This is a genomic window from Rhizobium sp. 01L419, from assembly GCF_056400025.1.
In genome coordinates, this window is the sequence record NZ_JBFTSM010000001.1 from 571,941 (window position 1) to 592,256 (window position 20,316).

The following is a 20,316-nucleotide window of genomic DNA, read 5'->3' on the forward strand; positions in this document are numbered from 1 at the left end:
CCATTGCAGATTCTCTGGAGTGAAGCTGCATGTCGACCGAATCCGTCGCTGTTGAGGACCTGACACTTGAAGACGCTGCCATCGAACTGGAACGGCTGGCCAAGGAGGTAGCGCGCAACGACGCGCTCTATCATGGCAAGGACCAGCCGGAGATTTCCGATGCGGATTATGACGCGCTGAAGCGCCGCAACGATGCGATCGAGGCGCGCTTCCCCGAACTCATCCGCGAAGACAGCCCGTCGCGCCGGGTCGGTGCAGCCCCTTCCGCCACCTTCGCGCCGGTCGTCCATTCCCGGCCGATGCTGTCGCTCGACAATACGTTCTCGCAGGAAGATGTGCGCGACTTCGTTGCGAGCGTCTATCGCTTCCTTGGCCGCCTGCCGGATAATTCCATCGCCTTTACCGCCGAGCCGAAGATTGACGGGCTTTCCATGTCGATCCGCTATGAGAACGGCAAGCTGGTAACGGGCGCGACCCGCGGCGACGGCACGACGGGCGAGAACGTTACCGCCAATATCCGCACCATCAAGGAAATCCCGAACGAGCTGCCGAAGGGGGCTCCATCCGTCGTGGAAGTGCGCGGCGAGGTCTACATGGCCAAGAGCGACTTCATGGCGCTGAACGCCCAGATGGAGGCCGAGGGCAAGCAGACTTACGTCAATCCGCGCAATACGGCCGCGGGGTCGCTGCGCCAGCTCGACCCGAAGGTAACGGCGAGCCGCAAACTGAGATTCTTCGCCTATGCCTGGGGCGAGATGTCGGACATGCCTGCCGATACGCAGATGGGCATGGTCGAGGCCTTCAAAAGCTGGGGTTTTCCGGTCAATCCGCTGATGAAGCGACTGAACTCGGTTGACGATATCCTTGCCCATTACAGCGAGATCGGCCTCGAACGGCCGGATCTCGATTACGATATCGACGGTGTCGTCTACAAGGTCGACAGCCTCGAACTGCAGCAGCGCCTCGGCTTCCGCTCGCGTAGCCCGCGCTGGGCGACCGCGCACAAATTCCCTGCCGAACAGGCTTTCACGGTTGTCGATGCGATCGACATCCAGGTCGGCCGTACCGGTGCGCTGACGCCGGTCGCGCGGCTGACGCCGATCACCGTCGGCGGTGTGGTCGTGACCAATGCGACGCTGCATAACGAGGATTACATCAAGGGTATCGGCAATAGCGGCGAGCGCATCCGCGAGGAGGAGCACGATATCCGCATCGGCGACACCATCATCGTGCAGCGCGCCGGCGACGTGATCCCGCAGGTGCTCGATGTCGTCATGGAAAAGCGGCCGGCCGATGCACAGCCCTATCAGTTTCCGAAGGTGTGCCCGGTCTGCGGTTCGCATGCGGTGCGTGAACGGCACGAGAAGACCGGCAAGCTCGATTCCGTTACCCGCTGCACTGGTGGCTTCATCTGCCGCGCGCAGGCGACGGAGGAGTTGAAGCATTTCGTCTCGCGCAATGCCTTCGATATTGAAGGGCTCGGCTCCAAGCAGGTGGATTTCTTCTTCGAGAATGAGGATCCTGCGCTGCAGATCCGTACCGCACCCGATATCTTCACGCTGGAGAAGCGCCAGCAGCAGTCGATCACCAAGCTGGAGAATATCGACGGTTTCGGCAAGGTCAGTGTCGGCAAGCTCTATGCGGCGATCAACGAGCGGCGCAGCATTGCCCTTCACCGCTTCATCTACGCGCTCGGCATCCGCCATGTAGGCGAGACGACCGCAAAGCTGCTGGCGCGCTCCTACAACAGCTACGAGGCCTTTGCCGCGGCGATGAAGGAGGCAGCTGTTCTTTCCGGCGATGCCTGGAACGAGCTAAACGCCATCGAGGGCATCGGCGAGGTCGTGGCGCGCGCCATCGTCGAATTCTACAAGGAGCCGCGCAATATCGAGGTGATCGGCCGGCTGCTCGACGAGGTGACGCCGCAGGAGGCCGAACAGCCGGTCACGTCGGGCAGCCCCGTTGCCGGCAAGACCGTCGTCTTCACCGGTTCGCTGGAGAAGTTCACGCGCGAAGAGGCAAAGGCCAGGGCGGAGGGCCTCGGCGCCAAGGTGGCGGGCTCCGTCTCCAAGAAGACCGACATCGTCGTTGCAGGCCCCGGTGCCGGGTCCAAGCTCGACAAGGCCCGCGAACTCGGCGTCCAGACGATGGACGAGGACGAGTGGCTGGCGTTGATCGGCGGATAACGGACGGCGGCAGCTGACGAGCTTTTCTGTTTTTTCGTATGGCCGCCTTTATTTGGCGTGATCCTCGGGCTTGTCCCGAGGATCTACTGCCTGTCGATATGTAGCAGATCCTCGGGACAAGCCCGAGGATGACGGAAGAGAAGTTAGCGGCCTCTGTCCGTCGTTGGTGCCTGCCGCTCCCTTTCAGCCCCTCAGCCGCGCCATCGTATAGGCATCGACATATTGCCCGTCGCGATAGCCGAAGGACCTGAGCAGGCCTTCCTTCTCGAAGCCGAATTTTTCGTAGAGACGGACGGCCGCGTCGTTGTCCGTATAGACGGTCAGCTCCAGCCGCTTGATGTCATGCCAATTGTCGGCAGCATCGACCATGGCGGCCATCAGGAAGGTCCCGACGCCGCGGCCGGTGAAATCGTCGTGCACACCCATGCCGAGGCTGGCGGCGTGCTGGCGCCGTCCTTCGAAGCGGTTCATGCCGGCATTGGCGACGAGCTTGCCGTCGAGTTCGACGACGAGATTGAGCGCGCCGGGCGAGGGGGATTCCATGCGCTTGCGCACCGCGTCGATGCTTTGAAAGGGCGGGCGCAGCGTGCCTGCGCGGTAGCCCGGCAGGTTGATCAGATCAGTGACGGCTTCGGCATCGCTTACACGCAACGCGCGAACGGTGAGGCCCTTCAGAGAAGGCTTCTTGGGCGGGATATCCTGATTGGCTAACATCATGCTCTCCTTGGTTTGAAAAGAGGAGAGCGGAGTTTCAGAAAACCCTGCTCGCCTCGGCAGGGTTTTCGGGATGATCGGCTGCTAGTGACGCACCATCGCTCCCGCGTACCCTGCAAGGGTCGTGTTGATGAGATGCATGGCGTGGGTCATAGAGTTGATCATGGGCGGAAGCTTCGCCATTTGCGTGCAGATGTCAACAGGTCAAAATTTGCCTTCGGATGCGGCTATCTTTATTCCGGTAGGAACAGACGATTCGGATATCTGCCTTGACAACCATCGCCATCGATTTCGAGACAGCCAACGAACAGCGCGGCAGCGCCTGCTCGGTCGGCCTTGCCTGGATTAAGGACGGGCAGGTAACGCGGGTCGAGGAGCGGTTGATCCGCCCGCGGGACATGCGCTTCTCCGGGATGAATATTGCCATCCACGGCATCCGTCCGGAGCATGTGGAGGATGCGCCGGAGTTTCCTGAAGTCATGGACGAGTTCCATGACGACTTCAGGGGTGCGACGATGATCGCCCACAACGCCGCTTTCGATTTCAGCGTCTGGCGGGCGAGTCTCGACCTCTACCGGCAATCCTATCCGGAACTCACCTATCTCTGCAGCCTGAAGATGGCGCAGCGCATCTGGCCGCATTTTCTGTCGCACCGGCTGAACCTGATCGCCGAGCATCTCGGCCTGCGTTTCGTCCATCACAATGCGGCTGAAGATGCTGCCGTCTGCGCGGCAGCGGCCATCGAGATGGCGAGAGCGGTCAAGGCGGCGACGGTTGCTGCGATTCCCGGACTGATCGGCATGAAGCCCGGCAGGCTCATGTCTGCCGGCTACGAGCCTTGCACCTGCCGCAAGGGCTGAGCCCTCGCTTTCTTGCAAAGGGTTTGGCCCTTCTTATCTTAGCGGGATCAACACGGGAGTTGCCATGTCCGCTTTCCGCAATCTTTTTTTCGCTGCAACATTCCTGACCGTTTCCGCAGGTGCGACTTCTGCAGAAGTCGTCGGCAAGGTCGGGGTCGACTGGATCGGCAACGATATCATCATCGAGGCGGTCTCCGACCCCGAAGTGAAGGGCGTGACCTGCCACGTGACCTATTTCGACCGCAGCCTCATCGATCGCTTCAAGAACGGCAACTGGTTCGAAGATCCTTCCAACAACTCCATCGCCTGCCGTCAGACGGGGCCGATCGAGATCGGCAATATCGATCTCTCCAAGGATGGCAACGAGGTGTTTCGCCAGGGCATGTCGCTGATCTGGAAGACGCTGGCGGTCAACCGCATCTACGACAAGGCCAACAATACGCTGATCTATCTCGCTCATTCGCGGGAGCTCACGGATGGCTCGGCGAAGATGTCGATTTCTACGATCCCGCTTTATGGGCAGGATGTGGTTTGGAAGAATGGGAAGCCGTGAGGGGCTTCTGTACTCGCGATTAAAGACCCCGCCCCAAACCCCTCCCCACAAGGGGGAGGGGCTTAACTTGCCGCACCCACTTTGCAGATCTTAGACGTTTCGGGAAGAAGGAGGCAGGGCTCCGGGTTAGCCCCTCCCCCTTGTGGGGAGGGGTTGGGGAGGGGTTTTCTTCCAGCCTGAAACTATGCCGACGTCGTCTCCACTCAAACAAAAAGGCCCGGACAAGCCGGGCCTTTGCAATCGAGATATCAAACCTATCAGGCAGCTTCGCGGGACAGTTCGTCGGCGATGACGGTGTCGAGGTTGAGGAAGCAGACCATGGTCTTTTCGAGGGCGACGATGCCGCGGCAGAAGGCGCGCTGGGCTTCCGGGATGATTTCCGGCGGCGGCTGAAGGTCTTCGCTCTTGATGGTCATCATGTCGGAGACCTGTTCGACCAGCAGGCCGACCAGCTTGCCGGCGATGTCGGTAACGATGATGGCGGAACGCTCCGACGGCTCCGTCATCTTCATGCCGAGGCGGCAGGCCATGTCGATGACCGGGATCACCGCACCGCGAAGGTTGATGAGGCCGAGGACGTAGGGCGGGGTATGCGGCATCGGCGTCACCGGTGCCCAGCCGCGGATTTCGCGGATGGCCATGATGTCGATGCAGAATTCCTGATCGCCCAGATGGAACGAAACGATTTCGAGATAGGCACCCGACTGCTTGATGGCGTTGTTGTTGTTCATGATCAGAATTCTTCCCAGTTGTCCCCGGCGGGAGAGGAGGCGAGTGTCCTGGCGGCTGCGCCGCCCGTGAATGCGCCCGCAACCTTGCCCATAAGGCGCCGTGCGGGTGAAGACTTCGGATGCGAGGCTGCGGAGGCTTCTCGCGGCGTTTGACGGGCGCTCATGCCCTCGCCGATATTGAACTGCCGTACCAGCTGCGTCAGGTTTTCCGCATCGGTTGCAAGAGTGTGGCTGGCGGCGTTCGTTTCTTCCACCATGGCCGCATTCTTCTGCGTCACCTGATCCATCTGGCTGATGGCTGTATTGATCTCGTTCAGTCCAACCGATTGTTCGCGCGCAGAGGTTACGATTGATTTAACATGACCGTCGATGCGCAAAACATCTTCGCCGATCTGGCGCAAAGCCTCGCCGGCGGCCGTCACCAGTTCGCCGCCGATTTTGACTTCGGCGCCGGATTTTCCGATCAAGGTCTTGATATCCTTGGCTGCTCCCGCCGCGCGGCCGGCCAGTTCGCGGACTTCCTGGGCGACGACCGCAAAGCCCTTGCCGGCTTCGCCCGCACGCGCCGCTTCGACGCCCGCGTTGAGTGCCAACAGGTTCGTCTGGAAAGCAATCTCGTCGATGACGTTGATGATAGTGCCGATCTCGCGGGAGGCGCCTTCGATTCGCTCCATCGCCGCCATTGCATCACCGACGATTGCGTCGGATTTCTCGGTATTCTGGCGAGTATGAGCGACCATGTTGCCGACTTCCTCGGCGCGGCTGGTGGCGTTGCGGACGGTGGCTGTGATCTCGTCCAGAGCTGCTGACGTCTCTTCCAATGAGGCTGCCTGCTGCTCGGTGCGCTTGGCAAGATCGTCTGCGGCGGCGCTCATCTGGCGGCTGTTGGCCTGGATGGACGTGCTGTTCAAGGCAATATCGCCCATCGCCTGACGCAGGCGCAAGGCGGTCTGGTTGAAGTCCTGACGCAGCCTTTCCAGCTCGTCGCGGAAGGGCTGGTCGATGCTCGCGGTCAGATCGCCCTTGGCAAGGCGGGTGAGGCCTTGAGCGAGCGCCATGACGGCGGCGCTCAGCGCCTCTGCATCGGCGAGCTTGGCAGATTCGCGCTCTCGGCGCTCGGCGTCGCTGCGCTGGCGGTCGGTCTCGGTACGAGCCTCCATATCAATCTTTTCGATGGCGGCAAGTCGGAAGCTTTCGGCGGCGCGGGCCATTTCGCCGATCTCGTCGCCGCGTTCCTTGCCGGCAACATTGCTGCTCAAATCGCCGTTCATGATGCGCAGCATGCTTTCGCGCACGGCGGCGATGCCGCGGCGGATGGAGCCGCCGTGAATATATTGCAGCGCGGCCATGGTAAGGATGGCGATGACGCCAAGCATGATCTGGATGACCAGCGAGTTGTGGGAGGTTTCGTTGGCGCTTTCGATGTGTCTGCGGGCAAAGACGGTGCCGTCATCGGCGAATTTATCGAGGGTGGTGGTCAGTTTGTCGCCGGCAGCGTCGATGCGGTCGTCGATCTTATCGAATTCGGCATCCGAGGCACCCTGTTCGACGAGCGCCCTGAGGTCCACCTGGATAGCCTGACGAAGCCCGGCTACATCGGAATCGTAGCTTTTCAGCAAGTCGCCGGCTTTCAGCTCCTCGGCGAGGGTGCCCATTTCCTTCGAACCGCTGGAGAGCGCTGCAAGCGAGTCGGCAACGAGCTTCAGACGGTCCGGCTGGATGGTCTTGTCGTCCTTGTCGACAATCGTATCCATAGCGGCGAGTATCAGCGTCAAATTGGCGACGCGCATGTCGTTGATATGATCGACGCTCTGCTGGATCTCATCGGCGCGGCCCAGGGCGATATCGACCTGTGTGTTTTCGTACCAGCCGATGCCGAGCATCGAGCCGAAGCCGATAAAGGCAGCGCCGCCGAGCATCCATAGCCGCTGCCCGACCGAAAGGTTTCTGCGAACCGTCGAATTTGTCATAAAGCCACCCTCCGCCCCAGGCGGTTCCATTCCCTCGATTTTTATGCTGATCCGGTTCATGCCCGGCCGACGTCATGTCAGAACAGCGCTGAAGCACTGTATGCATTACTAAATATAGATATCCGCGATTAAGCTTTTCCTAACGATGTTTTTCCTGCGTTGCTTCGGGGTGGTGGCCGCAAGCCGTTAGAAACGCGCGATAATTTGTTTTGTACAAGTTTTTCTCAGGATGTTTGCCCGCATTTGGCATTCATCAAGCTGGGGCAATTAATCACGGGTGAGAAAACGCATTCTTGAATTGCGCGTCCGCGATCGCGACTATAATCACACGGGCGAGACGGGTGGGGCACCCGCGCATCAAGGAACGTATCATGAAGAATTTCCGTATCGCCGTCTGGATCGCAGTGCTCGCGCTTGCCGGTGTGCTCGGCTGGTTTACGCTGGACCAGAGCCGGACGCGGGAGGTGGTGGCCGAGGGGCCGTTCGGCGTGCCGTTCACGCTGGTATCGCAGAGCGGCCAGCCGATTACGGAGCAGGCCTTGCGTGGCAAGCCCACCGCCTTGTTCTTCGGCTTTACGCATTGCCCCGAGGTCTGCCCGACGACGCTCTTCGAGCTCAACGGCTGGATGGAAAAGGTCGATCCCCCGGGCAACAAGCTGCAGGCGTATTTCGTGACCGTCGATCCCGAGCGCGATACGCCTGACATCATGAACCAGTACGTCTCCAACGTTTCCAAGCGCATTACCGGCATTTCCGGCGCGCCGGACAAGATCGCCGAGGTCATCAAGGGCTTCCGCGTCTATGCCAAGAAGGTGCCGGTCGACGAGAACAATCCTAACGGCGATTACACGATGGACCATACGGCCTCGGTTTTCCTTCTCGATTCGTCCGGGCGCTTTGCGGGAACGATCTCCTATGGCGAAAACCCGGATACGGCGATAAAGAAGCTTGAGAATCTCGTCGCCAAGGGATGACCGGTCGCTGAATGTGTTGGAACCGGGGGCGGGCGGCGCAACCGGAAAGACCGCCTATCGTGAGTGAAATTCGCCTTTACGTATCGACGACCGAGAAGCAGGCCGAGGAAATCCTCGACCTTCTGGGCGAGGTCTTCGGCGAAGAAGATTTTGCCATCGGCACCACCGAGATCGACGAAAAGAAAGATATCTGGGAAGCCTCTGTCTACATGATGGCGGAGGACGAGGCGGACGTGCGCTCTCGCGTCGAGGCGGCGCTGAGCCAAGCATTTCCCGATGCGGCGCTGTCGCGTGAGGTTATCCCTGATGTGGATTGGGTTTCAAAATCCCTGGAAGGGCTGAAGCCCGTCAGGGCAGGGCGCTTTCTCGTGCATGGCTCGCATGATCGCGACAAGCTCCGCACAGGCGATATTGCCATCGAGATCGATGCCGGCCAGGCTTTCGGCACCGGCCATCACGGCACGACGGCCGGCTGCCTGGAGGTGATCGACCGGGTGCTTCGGGCGCGCACGGTGCGCAATGCGCTGGATCTCGGTACCGGCAGTGGCGTGCTGGCGATTGCCGTGCGCAAGCTTCGCAACATTCCCGTTCTCGCGACCGATATCGACCCCATTGCCATTCGCGTCGCGGCCGAGAATGTCCGCCGCAACGGCATTGCCAGCGGCATCAGCACGGTGACCGCACCCGGCTTCCACTCGACCGCCTTTTCCGAGCATGGACCTTTCGACCTCATCATCGCCAATATTCTGGCGCGGCCGCTGATCAGGATGGCACCGCAGCTGGTTACCAATCTGGCGCCGGGTGGATCGGTGATTCTATCCGGCATCCTTGCCAGCCAGCGCTGGAAGGTGATTGCCGCCTATAATGGCGCGAAGCTTCGCCACGTGCGCACGATCTGGCGCAATGGTTGGGTGACGATCCATCTCGATCGCCCGTAATCTCAGCGAATTCCGAACAAGAAAAAAGGCGGTGCCAGAGGCACCGCCTTGGACCGGCATTTAAATCCGGTCTTGCCCGCGAGCTCGAAGGAGGAGGATGCTCGAGCGGGCACTACTGCATTCCGATAGGCCTGTCCGGTGGAGGGAGGAGGATCGGAAAGGCTTTAAGCTCAGAATGCGTAGCTCGGTGCGCCCTTGTGGCGCGTGGAACGCTGGCCTGCTGCGAGCATCTTGAGGCTATCCTCATTCTGCGGGCGGCGGGCGCCGATGATGTGACGCACAGTCTGGCGTTCGCCAGCCTGTACCGGGCTGCTGTAAGCGAAGCGCGAGAGAGAGGCGGTCATTTCAAGAAATCCTTTGTTGGTGGTTCGTCGTGAACCGTTCGATGGGCTCTATATAGCTATTCCTTCATGCAGCGGCAGAGGGTTTGTTTCATGGGAGCCATGCGCGCAATGCATGAAGCGTGCCAGTTTCTCAGATCGAGACACATTTCTGCCAAATTATTGGGCGGCAGGCGGCTTCTCGGTGCTTCGCGTCGCTTTTTCTCCCTAATGACTGAAATTTCGCTAACATGGCCGCTATCCCATTAACCGGATTCGTCTCACTCATTCGGGTTTCCAGCATGTTCCAGTCTTTCGAAGTCACCTCCACGCCGCAATTCGGCAGGGAACGGGTATCCGCACTCCGCGCCAGTTTCGATGCACTCGGCATCGACGCTTTTCTCGTGCCGCGCGCCGATGAATATAATGGCGAGTATGTGCCTGCCTGCGCGGAGCGGCTGTCGTGGCTGACAGGTTTCACCGGCTCGGCGGGCATTGCGCTGATCGCCCGGACGGAGGCGATCGTCTATGTCGACGGGCGCTATGTGACGCAGCTTGCCGAGCAGGTGGACGGCTCGGTTTTCACCGGCGGCGATCTTGTCAACGAGCCGCCGCACGTCTGGTTGCCGGCGCATGGCAAGAAGGGGCTGAAGCTCGGCATCGATCCGTGGCTGCATTCGGGTGCGGAAGTGCGCAAGCTCGAAAAGGCGCTCTCCGAAATCGGCGGTGCGCTGGTCTTCCTGCCGCACAATCCGCTCGACAGGCTCTGGGCCGACCGGCCGGCAGAGCCGCTTGGCGCTGTCGTCATCCAGAACGTGGCGCAATCAGGTATTCTCGCCAAGGACAAGATCGCCACCATCGCCTCCGATCTCGGAGACAAGAACCTGAAGGCGGTGCTTATCGCCGATCCGTCCTCCATCGCCTGGATTTTCAACATCCGCGGCGCAGACGTGCCGCATACGCCGCATCCTCTGGCGCGCGCTATCATCCATGCAGACGGCAAGGCGGAGCTCTTCCTCGATAAGCGCAAGACCAGCATCGAGCCGGAAGCCTATCTGGCACAGATCGCCACCCAGCTTGCGCCCTCGCTGCTGGATGAGAAGCTTGCAGCCGTCGCCAAGGATGGCGGCCGTATCCTCATCGATCCGGATATCACCTCCTATGCACTCGCCGAGATCATTCGCAAGGCGGGCGGCGAGGTCGTGGAGGGTGTCGATCCGGCAAAGCTGCCGCGAGCCGTGAAGAACAGCGTCGAGATCAATGGCTCGGCCGCCGCCCATCTGCAGGATGGGGCTGCCATGGTGGAATTCCTCTACTGGCTGTCGCAGAGCAAGCCCGGCACGATCACCGAGATCGGTGCAGCCGAGCGGCTGGAGGTGGCCCGCGCCAAGGTCGGTCAGAGCATGCAGAACCCGCTGAAGGATATTTCCTTCGACACGATCTCGGGTGCCGGCGAACATGCGGCGATCATGCACTACCGGGTGACGACGGCGACCGACCGGCACATCCAGGCGGGAGAACTGTTCCTGATCGATTCCGGCGCGCAGTATATCAATGGCACGACGGATATTACCCGCACGGTTGGCATCGGCACCGTCAGCGAGGAGCACAAGCGCTTCTTCACGCTGGTTCTGAAGGGCATGATCCAGATCAGCACGGCGCGTTTCCCGAAGGGTGCGCGTGGTTGCGACCTCGATCCGCTGGCTCGCATCGCGCTATGGCGGGCAGGGGCCGATTTCGCGCATGGCACGGGGCATGGCGTCGGATCCTATCTTTCGGTTCACGAGGGGCCGCAGCGCATTTCGCGGCTGTCGACGCAGGAGCTGCTGCCGGGCATGATCCTGTCCAACGAGCCGGGCTACTACCGGCCGGGCCATTTCGGCATCCGCATCGAGAACCTGATCTATGTGCGGGAGGCCGAAGCCATCGATGGGGGCGATATGCCGATGCTCGGCTTCGACACGCTGACCTTCTGCCCAATCGACCGCAGCCTCGTCATTCCGGAATTGCTGACGCATGATGAGTTGCACTGGTTCAACGACTATCACCACCAAACGCGCGAAGCGTTGATGCCTCTGATCCATAACCATGACGTCAAGGCATGGCTGGAGAACGCGACGCTGCCGCTGGAATACTGATCGGCGGTCTTAAATACCGATCGTGCGCCGCCAGATCATCACGATGATCCAGGCGGCCACGAGCATCCATGTGTGTGAGAAGCGCAAGCCGATGACGAGGGCGACGGCGAGCGCCAGTTTCGAATCCCAGCCGCCCATGAAAAAGGCGGGGGCTACGAGCGTCGTCAGCACTGCCGCCGGTACGGCATTCAGCGCCGCTTCCATGCGCGGCGGAATACGCTTCATGCGGGTGATCATGATGTAGCCGCCGATGCGGGTCGCGAAGGTCGCGGCTGCGGCGGCGAGGATCACGAGAGCCATGTGGAGATCGAATTCCATCTCAGACCTCGTGGTTTTCGGTGTTGAGGGCGTCGGCTTCGAGATCCGGCTCCTGGGTGGGCAGGGGCATCAGCGCAGCAAGCAGAATGCCGGCCGCAGCACCCAGGCTCACATGCCATGGGGAACCGACGAAATGATAGGCGATGACGGAGGCGACAGCGCTCGTCAGCGCCACAGCCAGAAAATTGTCACGCTTGCGGAAGCCGAGGACGATGGCGAGGAAATAGGCCGGCAGGAGGATATCGAGGCCGATCGTCTTGGGATCGCCGATGAAGGAGCCGAGCATGCCGCCGAGGAGGCTGATGAGAACCCAGGGGATGTAGATGACGATGCCGAAGCCGAGATACCAGGTGAAGGTAACCGGCTGACCTGCTTCGCCACGCTTGACGGTCTCGGCAAATTGGGGATCGACCAGCAGGAAGAAGGTAAAGAACTTCTGGATCGCCGTGAAATGCCCGATGTAGCGGGCGATCGCTGCCGAATAGAGCACGTGACGGAAGTTGACGGCGAGGATCGACAGCACGATCACCCAGGCCTGGACATCATGGCCGAAGAGCTCGATGCCGACCATCTGGCTTGCGCCCGCATAGACGGTGGCGCTCATGAAGGTGAGTTCGGAGAGCGACATGCCCTGCTCGGCTGCAAGGGCGCCGAACAGCGCTCCGAAAGGGGCAGAGGCGAGTGCCACGGCAAATCCACCCCGCACACCTTCGACAAAGTCGGCGCGATTCATGGGAATTCATCCTGTTGGAATTGAAATTTCCCTCTATGGTGTCTCACCTGCTGCGGCAATTGAATTTCCTTGATTCATCAATCGATTTTGCTGAAGCGTTACCGGTTTACGTCACCGGCGAGGTGAGGGAGACAATGAAGAAGATCGAATTTACGAAGCAAGAAAAAGCGGAAATCGTTTCGCGCATCCGCGCTTATTTCGACCGTGAGCTCGATCCGATCGGCGCCCTGCCGGCGGAATTCCTGCTCGACTTTTTCGCTGAGGAAATCTGCCCGTACTTCTACAACCGAGGAGTCAGAGATGCGCAGGCCGCGTTCCTGAAGAGGATGGAAGACGTGGTCGATGACATTCAGCTTATCGAGAGGTACGAGAAGTTCTAGATCTCAGCAAAGGTTGCTCGAGCTTGCTCATTGCTTAACGCTAAATTATGGCCGCACGGATATCGTGGCAGCACTTTCATCCACCAGGTTTCGCGTTGTTTGGCTGCGATTGTCTCCGATATTGATGGTTCCCGTTCGGCCACAGTCGGCAAGACGCTGATCTTTGTCGTCTGGTTGGCGCTGGCATCGGCGCTTTGTTGGTCCGAAGTCGTCTGGCGTGATGAGGTTCGCGCATTGTCGTTCGCTCTTCAGGGCGACAACTTGTTCGATATGCTTCGCCATGTGCGCGGCGACGGACATCCTGCCCTTTGGCACATTCTGCTGCGCACCGGCTATAGCGTGGTCGGCTCGCCTGTCGTCCTGAAGATCGTCGCGCTGGCGGTTGCGGCGGTTTCAGCCTATCTGGTTGTTTTCAGGCTGGAACTTCCGCGTCCCGTCATGCTTTTGGCATTGTTCGGCAACTTTTCGATTTTCGAATATGCCGCGATGTCGCGAAATTACGGCATCAGCATGCTTTTTGTCTTCCTGATCGTGGTGATCTGGGAGAAGAGGAAGAGCAACGGATTGTTGCTCGGCCTGTTGTTTGCCTTGCTGGCGAACACTAACGTACATTCGGTCATCCTGATCGGGGGTTTTTTCACCTACTGGTTTTTCGATCTCATTCAGGAGCGGCCAAGGCCCACATTCGAGAGCTGCCGGGCCTTTGCGATAAGCGTTGTCATTGCCGCGATTGGCGTCATCCTATGTATCTTGACGGTCTATCCGACCTTCAATGATGCTGCCACGCTCGATCTCGGCGGGCAGAATCCCGTCTCGCTCGCCCTTCGTGCTATCCTCGCTCCCGGCTCGAATTTTCTGGCGTTTTATCCCGCCTATGTTTTGAATCTGATGCGTGTGCACTCGGCGCTCTACGGCATTTTCGTGTCGCTGATGTCCGTTCTCCTCTATGGTAGCCTGTTGGGATTGGCGAGCCGGCCACCAGCGATGATCGCGGCGGGGGGTGTGCTGCTCGGACTTTGCCTGCTTTTTACCTTTGTCTATCCCGGTGGATACAGGCATCAGGCGCTCTGGCTGGTTTTCATGCTCGCGATGACCGCCTTGACCTCACGTTCTCCGCACAGGGCGCCGGTCATTGCCGGCAACGACGCTGCGAGCCGCGTCGTAAGGATCGGCCAGCTGTGCTTCCTGATAGTGCTGTCGCTGCAGGTCGTAGCCGGCCTCGAAAAGGTCTACCAGACTTTCATTGCCGATATACCGATGAGCCGAAGCAAGGATTTCGGCACGCTTATGCAATCGCGCCCTGATCTCAAGGATGCGATTATCATCGCGGATCCCGATTATCTCGTGGAACCCTTGCCCTATTACATCTCCAATCGCGCCTATCTCATGCGCGAAGAGCGTTTCGGCAATACCGTGCGATTTACCCGCAACGCTCGCCTGTCGCTCAGCCTTGCCGATGTACTGCAGACGGCCAACCACTTGCGGCAAAGCGAGGGAGTGCCTGTCGTCATCCTTCTTTCGCAACGGCTTGACCAGATTACTGCGCCCCTCTCCGTACGGGAAAGCTACGTCTGGGAATTGTCTCTCACACCGGAGAATATTTCCGCGTTCCGGAGTGCGACAGGCCTCCTGAAGCGATTCGGGCCGACTGCCGGAAGCGATGAGACATTCGACGCCTACCTGCTGAAATAAAGCGACGAGCCGCCTATTCGCTTAAAACGTCCGCACTGTTGACCAAGGCGATGCCGTGTCCACGCATCTCGTCGATGGCGGCAGCGACACCTTCAGGCGTGATGCCGCGGCTCGCATCCTCGATGAAGCGTACCTTGACGCCAGGGATCAGTTCCAGCGCATCGAGCGCGGAGAATTTCACGCAATAATCGGTCGCCAGCCCGCAGACGTCGAGTTCGGTGACACCCTGATCAACCAGGAAATCGGCAAGACCTGTCAGGGCATGCTGATCGTTGTCGCGGAAGGCGGAATAGCTGTCGACGTTTCTGTTTTCGCCCTTCTGCTGGATGAGGTCGATCTGCGCCGAGTGGAGCTGTGGGTGTAGTTCGGCGTCACGCGTATATTGCACGCAGTGATCCGGCCACAGCATCTGCGGCTTGCCGGAGAGTTCGCCCATTTCGAAAGGGTTCTTGTCGGTGTGGGAGGAGGCGAAACTGCCGTGATCGGCCGGATGCCAATCCTGCGAGGCGACGATCAGATCGTACTTGCCGCTGTCGATGAGGCTGTTGGCGACGGGAACGACTTCATGGCCATCGAGAACCGGCAGATTGCCTCCGGGACAGAAACCATTCTGAATATCGACGAGCAGCAACGCCTTCATCAAGCCATCCTTACGCATATCGCACTGCAAAATGCCAACCCGTGTCAGCGCAATCAACTAGTGGATTTCCGGGAGGCAACGCGCAAGTGCTATTTCTAGTATGAAGGGTGGCAAATGGCAGCATCAAGGTAATTTTTCTGGTGATGCTCGTCCTATACGCGAATTTGACAAGTATCTCGCCTTTTGTATTAGAGTTTATGCATGCACTACGGGACCGGATGCCTGAACACCATATCGTCCTCATCGCCGGCCTGACGCTCTGCCATCGCATCCGGTATGGCGCCCAGTCGTTCGGCAAGCCGGATCGACCGCACATTCTGGGGAGCGATGTAGCTCACCAGCGTCTTCAGATCGCGCACCGCAAAGGCCCAGTCGCGCAAGGCGACAGCGGCCTCGTAGGCATAGCCCTTGCCCTCGGCTTGGCGATAGACGAGCCAGCCCAGCTCACGCTCCGGGAAAAGCGGGCCGTAGTTGATCCCGACCTGGCCGAGGCATTCTCCTGTGGCGCGATCCTCCATCATCAGGGCGCCGTGGCCTTCAAGCGTCCATAGGGCAACGTCATGGCAAAACATGCCCCAGGCCGCCTTGGTCGAGTGCGGGCCGCCCATGTAGAGGGCGCGATCGGTGATCATCAGGGCGTGGTAGGCCGGCCAGTCTTCCATCACGGGAGGCCGCAGGATCAGTCGTTCGGTTTGTAGCGTGGGGATTGCCGTCATTGGACATCTCGTGCGTCGTGAGATTCGGTTCGAAGACAGGCGGCCATCGCTTCGACGGTTCGAACCGACGCGCCATGAATTGCAGCACTAACGGGCCCAAGCCCCATATTGATGACGACGATCTCGTCTAGGTAAGCCGCAACTGTTTCCAGTGAAGAGTTTTGGAGAATCATGCCGGCGGCGCGGAGAAGATAGGAATCGTATTCGTCGGCTACAGCTCTGCGCCATGCCGGATCTTTCCACGGCGTGATGCCGATCGGATCCCAGTGATCCCAGCCGATCTGCCGCAAGACTTTCATGTCGATCGAAGAAGGGTCAATCATGTTGGCAACCTCTCCGATAAATCACGCCAGCACAAGCGGAGGGCGCGGGGAGGCTGTCTCTGCGCCTATCAAAGCGTTTTGCCTGTTCAGCGAGGCTCCCCCGGCGGAGCCTCATTGCGTCAGGCCGTCTGGTCGCTGTCGCCGGCAGCGGCGGGCGAGTTGCCATAGGTCGTCTGGTATGCGCGAAGCGCAGTCTGCATGTCGGTCAGGACTTTGGCCATCAGGCCGCTGTCATCATCGTCACCGCCGGCAGCGGCAATCTTCTGCGGGTCGGCCGAAAGAATTTCCGACGTAGTGAGCTTGCCGTCGCCATTCGAATCCAGGGCAGCGAGTGCTCCCTTGGAACCGTCCCCATCGGCATCGGTGCCGGACTGGCTGTCGCTGTCATCCGTCTTCTGGAGCTGTAGCATGAGCTTCAGAATATCGGCTGTGATCTTCTGGACGACATCGGAGCCGGAAGAACCGTCGTCGCCGGCGGACGATTTACCAGCCGTCGTTGCGTTGGTTGTTGAGGACTGGGAAGCGGCGGCAAGTTCGTCTGCCGAGACGACACCATCGCCGTTCGTATCGAGTGGATTGAGGGGGGCTTTATACTGGGTCAGCGCGCTGCCCAGAGGTGAAACACTGGTCACTTGAACCTCCTTTGAAGGTCTTGTGAAGCCTGCCTTTCATGGGCGGGCAGTGATCGGGCTATGCCTGTTTGCGAGTCGGGTCAAAGCGGCGTTTTGTCATCTGGAGAAGAGCGAAAAGTTGGGCCTGTGATTCCCTGGAAAGGCCAAGGCGATGGAATGGTCAAACCCGCTCCACAAACCCGTCGAGCACACGCTTCTGGCCGGCGCGGTCGAAATCGATGGTCAGCTTGTTGCCTTCGATACCTGCTATGGAGCCGTTGCCGAATTTGATGTGGAAGACGCGGTCGCCGATGGCGAAGCGCGAGGGCTCGGTGGCAGTGGACTTCGCTACCAGTTCGCCCTCGATGGTGCGACCGCGAGGCCCGCTTTCACCGTAGCCAATGCGCTCCACCGCATGGCCGGAGCGGCTGCCCCAGTTGTCACGGGTGGCGTCGGTCTTGTTGGCCTGGGCGCGTTTCCAGCCGGGCGTCGAATAGGAGTTGGCGAAAGGATCGGCCTTGTCGAAGCGCGACTGGCCGTAACCGCCACCGCGGCCGTAGCCGCCGTAATTCTGCTCCATCTCGGCGACTTCGACATGGGTTTCCGGCAGTTCGTCGAGGAAGCGCGAGGGAATGGTCGACTGCCAGAGGCCGTGGATGCGGCGGTTGGAGACGAACCAGATGTGGCAGCGGTGTTTGGCGCGGGTGATGCCGACATAGGCCAGACGGCGTTCTTCCTCCAGGCCGGCGCGGCCGGTTTCATCGAGGGAGCGCTGATGCGGGAAAAGGCCTTCTTCCCAGCCGGGCAGGAAGACCGTGTCGAATTCCAGGCCCTTGGCAGAGTGCAGCGTCATGATGGAGACAGCGTCGAGGTTCTCGTTGGTCTCGGCATCCATGACCAGCGAGACGTGCTCCAGGAAGCCACGCATGGATTCGAAGCTCTCCATCGAGCGGATGAGTTCCTTGAGGTTTTCCAGCCGACCTGGCGCTTCGGCGCTCTTGTCGTTCTTCCACATGTCGGTATAGCCGGATTCTTCGAGAATCTGCTCGGCGAGCTCGGTATGTGGTGTGTTTTCAAGCAGTTCCTGCCATCGCCGGAAAGATTGAATCACGTCGAAGAGGGCTTTGCGGGCCTTGGGCTTCAGTTCGTCCGTCTCGATGATGTCGGCGGCGGCCGCGAGCATCGGAATGTTGCGGGCGCGGGCATAGTCGTGCAGGGCGCGCACTGTCGTGTCGCCCAGGCCGCGCTTCGGGGTGTTGACGATGCGCTCGAAGGCGAGGTCGTCGGCGCCCTGCGAGACCAGCCGGAAATAGGCCATGGCGTCGCGGATTTCGAGGCGCTCGTAGAAGCGCGGGCCGCCGATGACGCGATAGTTCAGGCCGAGGGTGACGAAGCGGTCTTCGAATTCGCGCATCTGGAAGGAGGCGCGTACCAGGATCGCCATGTCGTTGAGCAGATGCTTCCTGCCGTCGGCATCGCCGCGCTGCAGGCGCTCGATTTCCTCGCCGATGGCGCGGGCTTCTTCCTCGGAATCCCAGGAGGCATGCACCTGCACCTTGGCATCATCCGGATCGGAGCGATCGGTGAAGAGCGTCTTGCCGAGGCGACCTTCATTGTGGGTGATCAGATGGGCGGCTGTGCCGAGGATATGGGCGGTCGAACGATAGTTGCGCTCGAGCTTGATGACTTTGGCGCCGGGGAAATCCTTCTCGAAGCGCAGGATATTGTCCACTTCCGCGCCGCGCCAACCGTAGATCGACTGGTCGTCGTCGCCGACGCAGCAGACATTCTGCAGCTCGCCCTTGGGGCGCTGGGCGAGAAGCCGAAGCCACATGTACTGGGCGGTGTTGGTGTCCTGATACTCGTCGACGAGGATGTAGCGGAATTTCTGGTGATATTCCTTGAGCAGATCCGGCTGCTTGCGAAAGATCGCGATCGGATGCATCAGAAGGTCGCCGAAATCGCAGGCGTTCAGCGTCGACAGGCGGTTCTGATAGGCGAAATAGAGATCGCGCCCGCGGCCATTGGCGAAAGCGCGCGCATCGCCTTCCGGAATATCGGCGGGGCCGAGGCCCTTGTTCTTCCAGGTATCGATCATGCCGGCGAACTGCTTGGCCGGCCAGCGCTTGTCGTCGAGGCCTTCGGCCTGGATCAGCTGCTTGATGAGGCGGATGACATCGTCGGTATCGAGGATGGTGAAATCGGAGCGCAGGCCGACAAGTTCGGCGTGGCGGCGCAGAAGTTTCACGCCGATCGAGTGGAAGGTGCCGAGCCAGGGCATGCCTTCGACGGCGCCGCCGACGAGAACCGCGATGCGCTCCTTCATCTCGCGCGCTGCCTTGTTGGTGAAGGTCACTGCCAGGATCTGCGAAGGGAAGGCGCGGCCGGTCGACAGGATATGGGCGATGCGAGTGGTGAGCACACGCGTTTTGCCGGTGCCGGCGCCGGCGAGTACGAGAACTGGGCCTTCCAGCGTCTCGACTGCTTCACGCTGTTCCGGGTTGAGGCCGGCGAGATAATCGGCGCGACCGCCATCGCGGGCTGCCATGGCGCGGGCGGCGATACCGCCGGCGGCGGCAGGTGCTCTTCCGGCGGGTGCGGCGGGCTGTTGCGGCTTGCGCGGCGTTTCGCCCGGTTCCTCGTCGAAGAAGGGCATATCGTCGAAACTATTGCTCATGCCGCGTAATGTAGTGATTCGGGAAGGAAAGACCAGAAAGTTGTTCTGCTTTCATTCCCAGGCGCTCAGCTATCCTCAAGTCCTTGTTTGACGCAAGTCGCAATCGCAAAACCGCTGCACAGTTTTGCGCGACCTGCTTCAGGCGGTTTGAGGGCCAGCGAAGGCAAGGCAGACCGAGACGAGCGCAAAAAGCGGCGGCAGAGCAAAGCACCAGGTGCCGACCGTGGCGTAAAGCAGAGCGGCAAGACCGCAGCCGAGCGCGAAGGCGAAAACAGCGACCACCATGCGCGACAGGCGGGTCTTTAGGGGTTTTGCCTGATCGCCGGCACTGCCATGGGCGAGGTCGGCGAGGTCGATCATGATCTGTGTCGTGGTGCCGGTCATCAGCGTGCTCGGGGGTGCTGCGCCGAGATGGATGCGGTGAGCGGCGTTCTGGATCGCCATGGCGACGACGAGCAGCATGCCGGTCGCGACCAGCGGCAGGCCGTCCGGGTTGGTAAAGGGCGACAGCCAGATGGCGCAGGCGCCGCCGGCAATGAGGAACATAAGCTTGATGACGAGCAGGATGCGCAGGCCCTTCTCGTCGCCGGCCGGGACATTGTGCGTGATGTAACGCAGCAGGAGGATCGTCAGGCAGAAGACGGGCAGAGCCAGAAGCTTGGCGATGATGCCTGATGTCCCGTGAGTGAGCGCCGCGCCCAGCGTCACGAAGTTGCCGGTGACGTGGGCGGGAAAGAGGCCGCCAAGCGCCAGGAAGCCGGCGGTATCGACATAACCGCCGGTAAGGCTCAGAAGCACGGGCAGGGCTGGGCGCATCGTTTTTTCCCTCTTATCGTTTAGTG

20 protein-coding genes are annotated in these 20,316 nt (G+C 60.3%); 8 read left to right on the top strand and 12 right to left on the bottom strand.

Translation table 11 applies throughout. The features are described 5' to 3' along the window. Positions 1-29 precede the first annotated feature (29 nt). The gene (gene ligA / locus AC1DUP_RS02835) at positions 30-2,186 is read left to right on the top strand and encodes an NAD-dependent DNA ligase LigA (protein WP_477832024.1); all 2,157 of its coding nucleotides are present in this window, start codon (positions 30-32) and stop codon (positions 2,184-2,186) included. Between the two features lie 183 nt (positions 2,187-2,369). Here the strand turns inward: ligA and AC1DUP_RS02840 are convergent, their stop codons facing one another. Further along, the gene (locus tag AC1DUP_RS02840) at positions 2,370-2,900 is read right to left on the bottom strand and encodes a GNAT family N-acetyltransferase (protein ID WP_113506917.1); all 531 of its coding nucleotides are present in this window, start codon (positions 2,898-2,900) and stop codon (positions 2,370-2,372) included. A gap of 269 nt (positions 2,901-3,169) precedes the next feature. Here AC1DUP_RS02840 and AC1DUP_RS02845 point away from each other — a divergent pair, with 269 nt between their 5' ends. Together AC1DUP_RS02845 and AC1DUP_RS02850 are read left to right on the top strand one after the other, a co-directional pair. Beyond that, entirely contained in the window at positions 3,170-3,760 is a 591-nt protein-coding gene (locus AC1DUP_RS02845) for a 3'-5' exonuclease (RefSeq protein ID WP_113300119.1), read from the top strand. Positions 3,761-3,824: 64 nt separating this feature from the next. Next, a complete protein-coding gene (locus tag AC1DUP_RS02850) occupies positions 3,825-4,313 on the top strand; it encodes a CreA family protein (RefSeq protein WP_477832025.1) in 489 nt (162 codons plus the stop codon). Positions 4,314-4,570: 257 nt separating this feature from the next. Here the strand turns inward: AC1DUP_RS02850 and AC1DUP_RS02855 are convergent, their stop codons facing one another. Together AC1DUP_RS02855 and AC1DUP_RS02860 are read right to left on the bottom strand one after the other, a co-directional pair. After that, positions 4,571-5,044 (bottom strand): chemotaxis protein CheW, encoded by a 474-nt coding sequence (locus tag AC1DUP_RS02855; RefSeq protein ID WP_007814360.1) that lies wholly within the window; start codon positions 5,042-5,044, stop codon positions 4,571-4,573. 2 nt (positions 5,045-5,046) lie between these two features. Further along, positions 5,047-7,014 carry a methyl-accepting chemotaxis protein gene (locus AC1DUP_RS02860; RefSeq protein ID WP_477832026.1) on the bottom strand — a complete coding sequence of 656 codons (1,968 nt, stop codon included), beginning with the start codon at positions 7,012-7,014 and terminating at the stop codon, positions 5,047-5,049. A gap of 371 nt (positions 7,015-7,385) precedes the next feature. Here AC1DUP_RS02860 and AC1DUP_RS02865 point away from each other — a divergent pair, with 371 nt between their 5' ends. Both AC1DUP_RS02865 and AC1DUP_RS02870 read left to right on the top strand, forming a co-directional pair. Further along, positions 7,386-7,988 (top strand): SCO family protein, encoded by a 603-nt coding sequence (locus AC1DUP_RS02865; RefSeq protein ID WP_477832027.1) that lies wholly within the window; start codon positions 7,386-7,388, stop codon positions 7,986-7,988. 59 nt (positions 7,989-8,047) lie between these two features. Beyond that, complete coding sequence (locus AC1DUP_RS02870) at positions 8,048-8,926, top strand: 50S ribosomal protein L11 methyltransferase (protein ID WP_113300123.1); 879 nt, start codon at positions 8,048-8,050, stop codon at positions 8,924-8,926. A 170-nt stretch (positions 8,927-9,096) separates the two neighbouring features. On the opposite strand, the gene AC1DUP_RS02875 is transcribed toward AC1DUP_RS02870, so the two are convergent. Then, complete coding sequence (locus AC1DUP_RS02875; protein ID WP_477832028.1) at positions 9,097-9,270, bottom strand: hypothetical protein; 174 nt, start codon at positions 9,268-9,270, stop codon at positions 9,097-9,099. Between the two features lie 278 nt (positions 9,271-9,548). On the opposite strand from AC1DUP_RS02875, the gene AC1DUP_RS02880 reads away from it, so the two are divergent. Further along, positions 9,549-11,384: an aminopeptidase P family protein gene (locus AC1DUP_RS02880; RefSeq protein WP_477832029.1), complete on the top strand. Its 1,836-nt coding sequence runs from the start codon at positions 9,549-9,551 to the stop codon at positions 11,382-11,384. Between the two features lie 9 nt (positions 11,385-11,393). Here the strand turns inward: AC1DUP_RS02880 and AC1DUP_RS02885 are convergent, their stop codons facing one another. Beyond that, complete coding sequence (locus AC1DUP_RS02885) at positions 11,394-11,702, bottom strand: AzlD family protein (protein ID WP_477832030.1); 309 nt, start codon at positions 11,700-11,702, stop codon at positions 11,394-11,396. A gap of 1 nt (position 11,703) precedes the next feature. Then, entirely contained in the window at positions 11,704-12,435 is a 732-nt protein-coding gene (locus AC1DUP_RS02890; RefSeq protein ID WP_113308078.1) for an AzlC family ABC transporter permease, read from the bottom strand. Between the two features lie 134 nt (positions 12,436-12,569). Here AC1DUP_RS02890 and AC1DUP_RS02895 point away from each other — a divergent pair, with 134 nt between their 5' ends. Further along, positions 12,570-12,815 carry a DUF2164 domain-containing protein gene (locus AC1DUP_RS02895; protein ID WP_477832139.1) on the top strand — a complete coding sequence of 82 codons (246 nt, stop codon included), beginning with the start codon at positions 12,570-12,572 and terminating at the stop codon, positions 12,813-12,815. A 99-nt stretch (positions 12,816-12,914) separates the two neighbouring features. Further along, positions 12,915-14,507, top strand: coding sequence for a hypothetical protein (locus AC1DUP_RS02900; RefSeq protein ID WP_477832031.1), 1,593 nt, complete (start codon positions 12,915-12,917; stop codon positions 14,505-14,507). A gap of 13 nt (positions 14,508-14,520) precedes the next feature. Here AC1DUP_RS02900 and pncA read toward each other — a convergent pair whose 3' ends face one another. The 6 genes from pncA to AC1DUP_RS02930 all read right to left on the bottom strand — a co-directional run bounded on the left by pncA (position 14,521) and on the right by AC1DUP_RS02930 (position 20,290). After that, entirely contained in the window at positions 14,521-15,147 is a 627-nt protein-coding gene (gene pncA / locus AC1DUP_RS02905; protein ID WP_113308099.1) for a bifunctional nicotinamidase/pyrazinamidase, read from the bottom strand. A 206-nt stretch (positions 15,148-15,353) separates the two neighbouring features. Further along, positions 15,354-15,863 (bottom strand): GNAT family N-acetyltransferase, encoded by a 510-nt coding sequence (locus AC1DUP_RS02910; RefSeq protein ID WP_477832032.1) that lies wholly within the window; start codon positions 15,861-15,863, stop codon positions 15,354-15,356. Then, complete coding sequence (locus AC1DUP_RS02915; RefSeq protein ID WP_477832033.1) at positions 15,860-16,186, bottom strand: hypothetical protein; 327 nt, start codon at positions 16,184-16,186, stop codon at positions 15,860-15,862. The genes AC1DUP_RS02910 and AC1DUP_RS02915 overlap by 4 nt, the downstream gene beginning before the upstream one ends. A 119-nt stretch (positions 16,187-16,305) precedes the next feature. Beyond that, positions 16,306-16,818, bottom strand: a complete 513-nt coding sequence (locus AC1DUP_RS02920; RefSeq protein ID WP_477832034.1) for an EF-hand domain-containing protein — start codon at positions 16,816-16,818, stop codon at positions 16,306-16,308. 160 nt (positions 16,819-16,978) lie between these two features. After that, a complete protein-coding gene (locus tag AC1DUP_RS02925) occupies positions 16,979-19,474 on the bottom strand; it encodes an ATP-dependent helicase (RefSeq protein WP_477832035.1) in 2,496 nt (831 codons plus the stop codon). 138 nt (positions 19,475-19,612) lie between these two features. Beyond that, on the bottom strand, positions 19,613-20,290 hold the full coding sequence (locus AC1DUP_RS02930; protein ID WP_113300131.1) for a YoaK family protein: 678 nt from the start codon (positions 20,288-20,290) through the stop codon (positions 19,613-19,615). Between the last annotated feature and the right edge of the window lie 26 nt (positions 20,291-20,316).